12 protein-coding genes are annotated in these 11,129 nt (G+C 72.0%); 10 read left to right on the top strand and 2 right to left on the bottom strand.

Annotated elements, in window-relative coordinates; all coding sequences use genetic code 11:
* Window positions 1–3: 3 nt before the first annotated feature.
* Window positions 4–1,173 (bottom strand): MFS transporter, encoded by a 1,170-nt coding sequence (locus FB465_RS30465; RefSeq protein ID WP_145797683.1) that lies wholly within the window; start codon window positions 1,171–1,173, stop codon window positions 4–6.
* A 139-nt stretch (window positions 1,174–1,312) separates the two neighbouring features.
* Between FB465_RS30465 and FB465_RS30470 the strand changes: the two genes are divergently transcribed.
* The 6 genes from FB465_RS30470 to FB465_RS30495 all read left to right on the top strand — a co-directional run bounded on the left by FB465_RS30470 (window position 1,313) and on the right by FB465_RS30495 (window position 6,461).
* Entirely contained in the window at window positions 1,313–2,197 is an 885-nt protein-coding gene (locus FB465_RS30470; RefSeq protein WP_145795727.1) for a winged helix-turn-helix transcriptional regulator, read from the top strand.
* Window positions 2,198–2,300: 103 nt separating this feature from the next.
* Window positions 2,301–3,407: a M24 family metallopeptidase gene (locus FB465_RS30475; RefSeq protein WP_145795729.1), complete on the top strand. Its 1,107-nt coding sequence runs from the start codon at window positions 2,301–2,303 to the stop codon at window positions 3,405–3,407.
* A gap of 72 nt (window positions 3,408–3,479) precedes the next feature.
* Window positions 3,480–4,043 carry an elongation factor P gene (gene efp, locus FB465_RS30480; RefSeq protein WP_145795731.1) on the top strand — a complete coding sequence of 188 codons (564 nt, stop codon included), beginning with the start codon at window positions 3,480–3,482 and terminating at the stop codon, window positions 4,041–4,043.
* A gap of 4 nt (window positions 4,044–4,047) precedes the next feature.
* Window positions 4,048–4,488, top strand: a complete 441-nt coding sequence (gene nusB, locus FB465_RS30485; protein ID WP_145795733.1) for a transcription antitermination factor NusB — start codon at window positions 4,048–4,050, stop codon at window positions 4,486–4,488.
* Between the two features lie 122 nt (window positions 4,489–4,610).
* The gene (locus tag FB465_RS30490; protein ID WP_145795735.1) at window positions 4,611–5,447 is read left to right on the top strand and encodes a thioesterase family protein; all 837 of its coding nucleotides are present in this window, start codon (window positions 4,611–4,613) and stop codon (window positions 5,445–5,447) included.
* Between the two features lie 123 nt (window positions 5,448–5,570).
* Window positions 5,571–6,461, top strand: coding sequence for a hypothetical protein (locus FB465_RS30495; protein WP_145795737.1), 891 nt, complete (start codon window positions 5,571–5,573; stop codon window positions 6,459–6,461).
* Between the two features lie 69 nt (window positions 6,462–6,530).
* Here the strand turns inward: FB465_RS30495 and bldD are convergent, their stop codons facing one another.
* Window positions 6,531–7,034: a transcriptional regulator BldD gene (gene bldD, locus FB465_RS30500; RefSeq protein ID WP_035795779.1), complete on the bottom strand. Its 504-nt coding sequence runs from the start codon at window positions 7,032–7,034 to the stop codon at window positions 6,531–6,533.
* Window positions 7,035–7,405: 371 nt separating this feature from the next.
* Between bldD and pyrR the strand changes: the two genes are divergently transcribed.
* The 4 genes from pyrR to carA all read left to right on the top strand — a co-directional run bounded on the left by pyrR (window position 7,406) and on the right by carA (window position 11,126).
* Window positions 7,406–8,023: a bifunctional pyr operon transcriptional regulator/uracil phosphoribosyltransferase PyrR gene (gene pyrR, locus FB465_RS30505; RefSeq protein WP_145795739.1), complete on the top strand. Its 618-nt coding sequence runs from the start codon at window positions 7,406–7,408 to the stop codon at window positions 8,021–8,023.
* A 63-nt stretch (window positions 8,024–8,086) separates the two neighbouring features.
* Window positions 8,087–9,394, top strand: coding sequence for a dihydroorotase (locus FB465_RS30510; RefSeq protein ID WP_145795741.1), 1,308 nt, complete (start codon window positions 8,087–8,089; stop codon window positions 9,392–9,394).
* On the top strand, window positions 9,391–9,954 hold the full coding sequence (locus FB465_RS30515) for a PH-like domain-containing protein (protein ID WP_145795743.1): 564 nt from the start codon (window positions 9,391–9,393) through the stop codon (window positions 9,952–9,954). The genes FB465_RS30510 and FB465_RS30515 overlap by 4 nt, the downstream gene beginning before the upstream one ends.
* Window positions 9,951–11,126, top strand: a complete 1,176-nt coding sequence (gene carA / locus FB465_RS30520) for a glutamine-hydrolyzing carbamoyl-phosphate synthase small subunit (protein ID WP_145795744.1) — start codon at window positions 9,951–9,953, stop codon at window positions 11,124–11,126. Before FB465_RS30515 ends, carA begins: the two co-directional genes overlap by 4 nt.
* Window positions 11,127–11,129 lie beyond the last annotated feature (3 nt).

Raw genomic sequence — 11,129 nt, forward strand, 5'->3', positions numbered from 1 at the left:
GCATCACGCGCGGACCTCGCCCCGGGCGCGGGAGACGGCCCCGCCTTCCGCGCCCACCGCCCGGCCCGCGGTCCTGTGGCGGGAGGCCACCAGTACGGCGGCCCCCGCCAGTGCGGCGAGCACTCCGCAGAGCGGCCAGAGCAGGCCCGGCGCCGCCTCGTAGACCGCACCGCCCAGCGGTGGCGCGAGCACCGTGCCGCTGATGGACGCGCCCGCGTAGAGGCTCTGGAACCGGCCCTGGAGGTGTGCCGGCGCGCTGTCCGCGACGTACGCCGTTGCCGGGGTCTTGTAGAGGATCTCGCCGGCCGTGACCAGCAGCATCATCGCCACGGCGGAGAGCGTGAACGCCCCCGGGACCAGGGCTGCGAAGCCGAGGCCCACCAGCAGCAGCCCGGCGCCGATGATCCGCAGCGGCGCGCGGTTGCGCAGGGCGAGGGTGGCGGGCAGCTCCAGGCAGAGGATCGCCCCGCCGTTGATGGCCAGCAGGGCCCCGTAGACGCCGGTGCCGATGCCGTGGTCGGCGAGGAAGACCGGGAGGGTCGAGTACTGCTGCCGGTACACCGTGTCGACCACGACGATCGCGGGGAGCAGCACCAGCAGGGCGGGCCGCCTGGTCCGCAGTGCCGCCCAGAGCCCGGTGGCGTCGGCGGGTACGGCGGCTCGCTGCGCCCGGCTCCCCTCGGCGGTCAGCACCCGGGAGGCGTAGGCCGCGAAGAGCAGCGTCCCGAGGCCGTCGGCGAGGAAGAGCCAGCCGTACGAGAAGCGGGTGGCGATCAGGGCGCCGAGCGGCGGCCCGACGGTGAAGCCCGCGTTGGCGGCGAAGCGCATCACGGCGAAGCCCTGCCGGCGGGAGCCCGGGGGGACGGCTGCGGCGACCAGCGCCGAGTTGGCGGCCCGTACCGCCCCCGCCGCGTACTGACACAGCGGCAGGACGAGCAGCAGTGCGGCGGTCGGCAGGACGGGCAGCGCGACCAGGCCGGTGCCCGAGACCACCGAGCCGGTGAGCAGCGTCCGGCGGTGCCCGAAGCGGTCGCCGAACCACCCGCCGGTGAAGTTCCCGGCGACCAGGCCCACCCCGCCGACGCCCGCGATCGTCCCGGCCTCGGTGACGCTCAGCCCCCGCGAGGACGTCAGGTAGACGAAGAGATAGACGAAGGTGAAGGCCACCAGCATGTTGACGAAGATCCCGGCGGACAGCAGCCAGACCGCCCTCGGCACAGCACGCACTGAGCCCCCTAGTAAGTTCCTCAAGGGAACTGACTATGGCAGCATGGCAGGCTGACGGTCAACGCGAACAGGGGAGGGGGAGCAGGTGCCAAGACGTGGCGGGCCGGACGACGCGAACTGCGCGATCGCCCAGTCCCTCGATGTGGTCGGCGACGCCTGGACGCTGCTGATCGTCCGGGACGCGGCGCGCGGACTCTGCCGCTTCGACCAGCTGCAGCAAGAGCTGGGTCTGTCGAGGAAGGTCCTGGCGGAGCGTCTGCGGCTGCTGGTCGACGCCGAGGTACTGGCCCGAGAGCCGTACCAGCAGCGGCCGGTCCGGTACGAGTACCGGCTGACGCCGCGTGGGCGGGCCCTGCTGCCCGTGCTGGTCGCCCTCCAGGACTGGGGTGACAGCTGGCTGCTCGGCGACGGCGAGCCCACGGCCACCACCGCTGAGGCCTCGCGGGAGGCCGAGCGCGTCCACGCCCTCGTCGGCACCCGGGTACCCGAACTGCTGCTCACCGACTCCGACGGCCGGCCGCGCGATCCCGTCGCGCGGAGCCCGTTCACCGTCGTCTACTGCTTCCCCGGGGCCTTTGCCCGCCCGGACGCGTACCCGCCCGGCTGGTCGGCCGTGCCCGGTGCGCCGGGCTGCACGCTGGAGTCCCGTACCTACCGGGACAGGTTGGCCGAGTTCACCGCCGCCGGTGCGACCGTGCACGGCGTGAGCACCCAGCGTCCCGATGAGCAGCGGGCCTTCGCCGACGCGGAACGGCTGGACTTCCCGCTGCTCTCCGACGTCGGCCTCGACCTCACCGCCGCACTCCGGCTGCCGACCTTCCGGGGCAACGGAACCTCCCGCCTCAAGCGGCTGACCCTGGTCGTGGACGGGGACCGGGTGATCCGCGAGGTGCTCTACCCGATCACCGACATCGCCGCGAGTGTGGACGCCGCCCTCGCCACGGTCGGAACCACCCCCGGCGGTGCGTGATCGGGGTGGACCACGGCCGCCTCGGCCGCCGCCACCGGATCCTTCCGGCCACCGTCGGCCCGCTCGACGGGCGGTAACCGGCCGGGCTTCGTAGGCTCGATTCATGTCCGATGCGTACGCGGTCCGGCGAGAGCGGCTGAGGGAACACTGCAGTGCCTCGGGGGCCGATGCGGCGCTGATCACCCGCGCCGCGAACGTCCGCTATCTCACCGGCTGCGCGCCCTGCGGCGCGACGCTGCTGCTGACCCGCGAGCGCGCGCTGCTCGCCCTGCCCGACGACCTGCCGCAGGACGACACCGGTGAGCACCTGCTCAGCGAGGACGTGGCCCAGCTTCCCGTCCCCGCCGACGCCGACACCGCGATGGCCGCCGCCGAGGCCGCCTCCCGGCTGCGGGTCCAGCACATGGCCGTCGAGGAGCACGACCTCACCGTCAGCCGTCACCGTGCGGTGGCCCAGCTCGCCGAGGGTGTGAGCCTGCGGGATCTCGCCCAGGCCGTCGAGCGGCTGCGGGTGGTCAAGGACGAGCACGAGATCGCCGATCTGCGGATCGCGGCCGAGATCGCCGACCAGGCTCTCGGCGAGCTGCTGGAATCCATCCTGGTCGGCCGTACGGAGCGGCACCTGGCGATGGAGCTGGAGCGGCGGATGATCGACCACGGTGCCGATCGCGCCGCCTTCCCGGTCTCCGTCGGCACCGGCACCCACTCGGGGCAGGAGGCGCACCAGCCGACCGACCGCAGGGTCGAGGAGGGCGACTTCCTGACCGTCGTGCTCGGTGCGCAGTACCGCGGCTACGCGGTCTCCACCGCGCGTACGTTCGTCATCGGAGCAGCCCCGGCGCAGTGGCAGATGGACCTGCACCGCCTGGTCTTCCGGGCCCAGCGGGCCGGTCGGGAGGCTCTCGGCCCCGGTGTCCCGCAGCATGCGCCGGACCAGGCGGCCCGCGAGATCCTGCAGGCCGCCGGGCACTCCGAGAGCTCTCCGCACCCGCTCGGACACGGAATCGGGCTGGAGATCCGGGAGGCGCCGCGCCTCGGCCCCGCCGACATGGGTAAACTGGACAATCGCGTGCCGGTAACCGTCGGCCCAGGGGTGCACATCCCGGGCAAGGGCGGGGTCCGGATCGAGGACACGCTCGTCGTACGCCCCCTCGAAGAGGGCGGGCCCGAGCTGCTCACCATCACGACCAAGGAGCTCCTCGCCCTGTAAGTCCCGCTGTCGGCGGGGCCCAGGCCGCACCCCCTTGGTTCCTTGACAGCTATATCAGGAGTAAGTGCGCCCGTGGCTTCCACGAACGATCTCAAGAACGGCATGGTCCTCAAGCTCGACGGTGGAAAGCTGTGGTCCGTCGTCGAGTTCCAGCACGTCAAGCCCGGTAAGGGCCCGGCCTTCGTGCGCACCAAGCTCAAGGAGGTCCTGACCGGCAAGGTCGTCGACAAGACCTTCAACGCCGGTACCAAGGTCGAGACCGCCAACGTCGACAAGCGTGGGATGCAGTTCTCCTACAAGGACGGCGAGCAGTTCGTGTTCATGGACACGGACACCTACGACCAGATCATGGTCGGCCCCGAGGTCGTCGGCGACGCCGCCAAGTACCTGCTGGAGGGCTTCGAGGCCCTGGTCGCCATGTACGAGGGCGCCGCCATCTACATCGAGCTCCCGGCCTCCGTCGAGCTGGTCATCTCCCACACCGAGCCGGGCGTCCAGGGCGACCGCTCCACCGGTGGCTCCAAGCCGGCCACGCTGGAGACCGGCGCCGAGATCGCCGTCCCGCTCTTCATCGTCACCGGTGAGAAGATCAAGGTCGACACCCGCGACGGCAGCTACCTCGGCCGGGTGAAGTAAGTCCGTGTCGGCTGCACGTAGCAAGGCCCGTACGCGAGCCTTCCAGATCCTCTTCGAGGCCGACCACCGCGGCGTCGACCCGCAGCGCGTACTCGCTGACTGGGTCGCCCGCGCGCGCGACCCGAAGCCGGACGAGGGCACGCCGCAGGTGGGCGAGTACACCATGCAGCTGATCGAGGGGTACGTCCAGTACGCCCGTCGGATCGACGACCTGATCGCGCAGTACGCGGTGGGCTGGACGCTCGACCGGATGCCGATCGTGGACCGCAACGTCCTGCGCCTCGGCGCCTACGAGCTGATCTGGGAGGACGGCGTCCCGGACGCGGTCGTCCTGGACGAGGCCGTCGAGATCGCCAAGGAGTACTCCACGGACGACTCCCCGGCGTTCGTCAACGGTCTGCTCGCGCGCTTCAAGGAGCTCAAGCCGACGATCCGCCGGGACTGACGCACCTCTCGCGCTCCGACGAAGGCCGCCCGACCAATTGGTCCGGCGGCCTTCGCGCGTTCACGGGGCTGACGTATCTTTGGCTACTGACGGGTAACCCAGTAGTGAAGGGCGTACCACCCATGACCACCACGACACGCAGTGAGTTCGACCAGGGCATCGCCCTGGCCCGGCGCCCGGGGGAGCCGGGCCTGTACGACGGCGAACTCGACGCCGGCTGGCAGATCGGCGGAGGCGTCAACGGCGGGCTGCTGCTCGCGGTGGCCGGACATGCGCTGTCGCTGGAGCTCGGCGAGCACGGCGAGCACGCCGACCCGGTCTCGATCAGCGGGTACTACCTCTCGGCGGCCAGACCCGGGCCAGCCACCGTCCGCACCGAGCCGGTCCGCCAGGGCCGCAGCCTCTCCACCGGCACCGCCTCGCTCAGCCAGGGCGGCGAGGAGCGGCTGCGCGTGCTCGCCACGTACGGGGATCTGGCCGGCGCCGAGGACGACGTGCGCACCACGGCCCGGCCGCCGCAGCTGCCGCCGCCCGAGGAGTGCATCGGCATGGAGCACGCGCCCAAGGCGCTGATCAAGCAGGCCGCCCTGCTGGAGCGCTTCGACCTGCGGCTGGACCCGTCGACCGTCGGGTGGGCGGTCGGGCAGCCGTCCGGGAACGGGCGGATCCAGGGCTGGTTCAGGCTGGCCGACGGGCGCGAGCCGGACCCGCTGATGCTGCTCCTGGTCGCGGACGCGCTGCCGCCGGTGACCTTCGACCTCGGTATGCCGGGCTGGGCGCCGACCATCGAGCTGACGGTCCATCTGCGGGCCAGGCCGGTGCCGGGCTGGCTGCGCGTCAGCCACGCCACCCGCAACCTGGCCGGCGGCTACTTCGAGGAGGACGCCGAGGTGTGGGACGAGTCCGGCCGCCTGGTCGCCCAGTCCCGCCAGCTCGCCCGGGCCCCGAGGCCGCAGTAGCCGAACCGTCACGTTCAGTTACAACTCTGTGACATGCGGTGCGTGTGCGACCCGTGGGGGCGGGGAGGAAGAGGATCAGCGGCACCCCCGCCGCTCCCGATTCCCCGCCCCCAGGAGCCCCCGATGTCCCGGAACAGCCGACCCCCCCGGACCTCCCGCTGCACCTCGGGCAACCCCGCCCGGGCCCGGATCCAGGCGCAGGCCCGCCGCCGTGAGGAGCAGGCCTTCATCACGGGCATCCTGACCAGCCGGGCCGACTTCGAGGCGGCCCGGCCGTGGCAGCTCACCGACGCCGCGGACTTCGACAGCTACCTGCTCGACACCGCCGTCCTGCTCTCCGAGGCACAGCGCGCGTTCGGCACCGTCCAGGCCCGGATGTTCCACCCCGCGGACTTCGCCGACTTCTGCCTGCTGCACCGCCTCGACCCCACCGAGCAGTCCGCGCGCGACCGCTACCTGGTCAACCCGGCGCTGCAGACCCAGCTGCTGCCCTACCAGGGCGAGGAGCTCTCCGGCGACTTCATCCCGCGCCTGGTCCGGGCCCGGGAGAGCGGGCTGACGCTGCGGCACATCGACCTGCTGCTGGACGGCGGGCTCTTCGGCCCCGACGAGGAGCTGGACCCGGCAGTACGTCAGGCGCACCAGCAGGGGGCCGAGCTGTTCCGGCGGATGCTGGTCGGGGCCGGCTGCGGGGCGTACCACTTCCGCTGCGCCGTGGACGCTCCCGGCGGGCGGCTGGAGGCGGACGCCCGGATCCTGCACTGGGAGGACGGCGTGGTGCGGATCAACGACGAGGACCTCGACCTGGTCTGCGCGGTCTTCTGCGCGGGCCTGGTGCGCGAGCTGCCGGGGGCGGCGCTGCTGTACGGCTCGCAGGGCTCGGCGGGCGCCTGCGGCGAGTACCGGCAGGTCGCCTGGGCCTGGCAGAGCACGGGGTACGGCTACACGCCGGCGACCATGAGCCTGGGGGACGTGGAGGCGGAGCCGGGCTTCAGCCTCGGTACGGTGTGCTGAGATGCCGACAGCGGGGCGGACAGCCGAAACTGTCCGCCCCGCCGTGACGTTTCTGCACCTACCGAAAGGTCAGCCTGCGTCCTCGTCGCGCACCGCACGGCGCGCGTCCGGGTTCAGCACGCCCCAGCTGATCAGCTGCTCGGTGAGGATCGACGGCGACTGGTCGTAGATCACGGCCAGGGTGCGCAGGTCGTCCTGGCGGATCGAGAGCACCTTGCCGTTGTAGTCACCGCGCTGGCTCTGGATGGTGGCCGCATAGCGCTGCAGCGGACCGGCCTTCTCGGACGGCACCTGGGTCAGTCTCTCCAGGTCGAGCACCAGGCGCGGCGGCGGCTCCGCCGCACCGCCCGGGGTACCGCCGGGCAGCAGCTCCTGCACCGGGACGCCGTAGAACTCGGCCAGCTCCGCGAGACGCTGCACCGTCACCGCACGGTCGCCGCGCTCGTAGGAGCCGACGACGACCGCCTTCCAGCGCCCCTGGGACTTCTCCTCGACGCCGTGCAGGGAGAGACCCTGCTGAGTGCGGATCGCTCGGAGTTTGCCTCCGAGTTGCTTCGCGTAGTCGCTGGACATTGGTCTCCCCGGACGAGATTGCTTCGCGTTGAGCGTTGGGTGTGAGCCACGAGGATGCGGGTGGTCGACGCCGGCCCGGCCGCCCTACCGGTGGGTTCGACGGCCGTCTCGTAACTCACTGTGAGGTTACGTAGAGTGAGGTAGTCGCGTCAAGCCGAATGGGGCAGTCGTGCGAATAGCCCGGGCCCGGAGCGCCGGCTGCGCGGTGGCGTCCGGCCTGACCTGCGATCTCGCGGGGTGCGGCGAGCCTGCGCCGGAGCGGCGTGATCACGCTGGTAGGATGGGCGCGGCTTCCGGCGCGACCGGTGGGCCACTCCCCAGACATCCTTTAAAGCCCGTCCCGTGAGGCGGGGAAGGAGGTCGGCTTCGGCATGACCACACGCATTGACAGCGCGCGTCCACCGCACCAGGTGCTCGACGCCACCGACGTCGCCCGGGTCATCACCCGCATCGCCCACGAGATCGTGGAGCGCGGCAAGGGCGCGGAGGACGTCGTCCTCCTCGGCATCCACACCCGCGGGGTCCACCTCGCCCGCCGCCTGCACGCCAAGCTGGCGCAGATCACCGGCCGCGAGATCCCGCTCGGGACCCTGGACATCACGATGTACCGGGACGACCTGCAGCTCAAGCCCGCCCGCGCGATGGAGCACACCGAGATACCGGCCGGCGGCATCGAGGGCAAGCTGGTCGTCCTGGTCGACGACGTGCTCTTCTCCGGCCGCACCATCCGCGCCGCGCTCGACGCGCTGAGCGACATCGGCCGCCCCCGCGCCGTCCAGCTCGCCGTCCTGGTCGACCGGGGCCACCGCGAGCTGCCGATCCGCGCCGACTACGTGGGCAAGAACCTGCCCACCTCGCTGCGCGAGGCGGTCCAGGTGCAGCTCTCCGACATCGACGGCCGCGACGCCGTCCTGGTCGGCGACCGCGACTACGCGGCCCGCTCCTCGCAGGCGATCGCCGAACCCACCGTCCCTCAGCCGGGGGAGTAGCAGGGTGACCGCTCTCTCACCCGCAACGCCCTCCACCCCTGCACCGACCCCGGAGACCGCTCCATGAGCACCAGCTATCTGATCCGCAACGCCCAGATCGTCGGCGGCGCCCCGCAGGACATCCTGATCGCGGACGGCGTGATCCAGGAGATCGGCTCCGGCATCACGACCGAGGCCGACGTCGACATCGACGCCCACGGCCTGATCGTCCTGCCCGGCCTGGTCGACCTGCACACCCACCTGCGCCAGCCCGGCAAGGAGGACGCCGAGACCGTCCTCACCGGCACGCAGGCCGCCGCCAAGGGCGGGTACACCGCCGTCCACGCGATGGCCAACACCAGCCCGGTCGCCGACAACGCCGCCGTGGTCGAGCAGGTCTGGGAGCTCGGCAAGGCGTCCGGCTACTGCGATGTCCAGCCGGTCGGCGCCGTGACCGTCGGCCTGGAGGGCAAGGAGCTCGCCGAGCTGGCCGCGATGCACGGCTCCGCCGCGGGCGTCCGGGTCTTCTCCGACGACGGCAAGTGCGTCGACGACGCGGTGCTGATGCGCCGCGCGCTGGAGTACGTGAAGACCATCGGCGGTGTCGTCGCCCAGCACGCCCAGGAGCCGCGGCTCACCGAGGCGGCCCAGATGAACGAGGGCACGGTCTCGGCCAAGCTCGGCCTGGGCGGCTGGCCGGCCGTCGCCGAGGAGGCGATCATCGCCCGCGACGTGCTGCTCGCCTCGCACGCCGGCGCCCGTCTGCACGTCTGCCACGTCTCCACCGCCGGCTCGGTACGGATCATCCGCTGGGCCAAGGCGCAGGGCTGGGACGTCACCGCCGAGGTGACGCCGCACCACCTGCTGCTCACCGACGAGCTGGTCCGCTCCGGCGACCCGGTCTACAAGGTCAACCCGCCGCTGCGTACCGAGGCCGACGTTCTGGCGCTGCGCTCGGCGCTGTCCGACGGCACCATCGACGCCGTCGCCACCGACCACGCCCCGCACCCCGACGCCGACAAGGACTGCGCCTGGGCCGTCGCCGCGATGGGCATGGTCGGCCTCGAGACCGCGCTCTCGGTGGTGCAGCAGACCATGGTCGAGACCGGCCTGCTGACCTGGGAGGGCGTGGCCGACCGCATGTCGCACCGCCCCGCCAGGATCGGCCGGCTGGACGGCCACGGCCGCCGCGTCTCGGTCGGTGAGCCTGCAAACCTGGTGCTCTTCGATCCCGCGTACCGTGGGACCGTGAACGCCGAGACCTTCGCGAGCCGCAGCCGCAACACCCCCTACCGGGGCCTTGAGCTGCCCGGACGGGTGCACGCCACCTTCCTGCGCGGCGTCCCCACCGTGCTGGCCGGCGAGCTGGTCGAGCCGGGTGAGCTCGCGTGATCGCGAACCTCGCGCAGGAGCAGGCGAAGGTCACCAACTGGCCCGGCTACATCGGCTGGACGGTCGGCCTGCTGATCGTGATCGGCCTGGTCTACTGGCTGATGCGCCAGGGCTGGAACTGGCGCCGAACCCTGCAGTCCGACCTGCCCCCGCTGCCCGCCGTCCCGGCCGATCCCGGGCCGGCCCTGCTGGAGGCGAACGGCCGGTACCACGGGACCACCACCGCCGGGAACTGGCTCGACCGGGTGGTCGCCCACGGCCTCGGCACCCGCAGCCTGGCCGAGCTCACCCTCACCGAGCGGGGCCTGCTGGTCCGCCGGCCGGGTGACGTCGACCTCTGGATCCCGGCCGAGGACCTGACCGGTGCCCGGACGGATTCCGGCATCGCGGGCAAGGTCGTCCCGGCCGGCCTGCTGGTCGTCACCTGGACGCTCCAGGGGACGGTGCTGGATTCCGGCTTCCGCGCGGACCACCCTGATGAGCACGCCGCCTGGGTCGCGGCGGTCGATGCTCTCGCCATACGTACGAAGACGAAGAAGACGGAAGAGGCCGCCTCATGACCGCACCTGCCCCCACCACACAGCGCCTCAGGCGGGAGCGTGTGCCTGCCGTGCTCGTCCTCGAGGACGGCCGGACCTTCCGTGGCCAGGCCTACGGCGCCATCGGCGAGACCTTCGGCGAGGCGGTCTTCAACACCGGCATGTCCGGCTACCAGGAGACCCTCACCGATCCGTCGTACCACCGCCAGGTGGTCGTGATGACGGCCCCTCAGATCGGCAACACCGGCTGGAACGACGAGGACGACGAGTCCAAGCAGATCTGGGTCGCCGGGTACGTCGTCCGTGACCCCTCGCGGATCCCCTCCAACTGGCGCTCCCGGCGCTCGCTGGACGAGGAGCTCGCCAACCAGGGCGTCGTCGGCATCAGCGGCATCGACACCCGCGCGCTCACCCGCCACCTGCGGGAGCGCGGCGCGATGCGCGTCGGCATCTTCTCCGGCCCCGCCCTGGCGGACGAGCACGCGCTGCTCGCCCGGGTGCTGCAGGCCCCCGAGATGAAGGGCGCCGACCTCTGCGCCGAGGTCGCCACCACCGAGCCGTACGTCGTCCCGGCCGTCGGCGAGAAGCGCTTCACGGTCGCCGCGGTGGACCTCGGCATCAAGGCGATGACCCCGCAGCGGATGGCCGAGCGCGGCATCGAGGTGCACGTGCTCCCCGCCAACTCCACCATCGAGGACGTCTACGCGGTCAACCCCGACGGCGTGTTCTTCTCCAACGGCCCGGGCGACCCGGCCACCGCCGACCACCAGGTCGCGGTGATGCAGGGCGTGCTGGAGCGCAAGACGCCGCTGTTCGGCATCTGCTTCGGCAACCAGATCCTCGGCCGCGCGCTGGGCTTCGGCACGTACAAGCTCAAGTACGGCCACCGGGGCATCAACCAGCCCGTCCAGGACCGCAGCACCGGCAAGGTCGAGGTCACCGCGCACAACCACGGCTTCGCCGTGAACGCGCCGCTGGACAAGGTCAGCGACACGCCGTACGGCCGTGCCGAGGTCTCCCATGTCTGCCTGAACGACGACGTGGTCGAGGGCCTGCAGTGCCTCGATGTGCCCGCTTTCTCCGTGCAGTACCACCCCGAGGCCGCCGCCGGCCCGCACGATGCGGCTTACCTCTTCGACCGCTTCGTTGACCTGATGGCCGGTGCCCCGGCCCGCACCACCGCAGGGAGCTGACCC

Origin of the sequence: Kitasatospora atroaurantiaca (genome assembly GCF_007828955.1) — a bacterium.
Lineage (GTDB): Bacteria > Actinomycetota > Actinomycetes > Streptomycetales > Streptomycetaceae > Kitasatospora > Kitasatospora atroaurantiaca.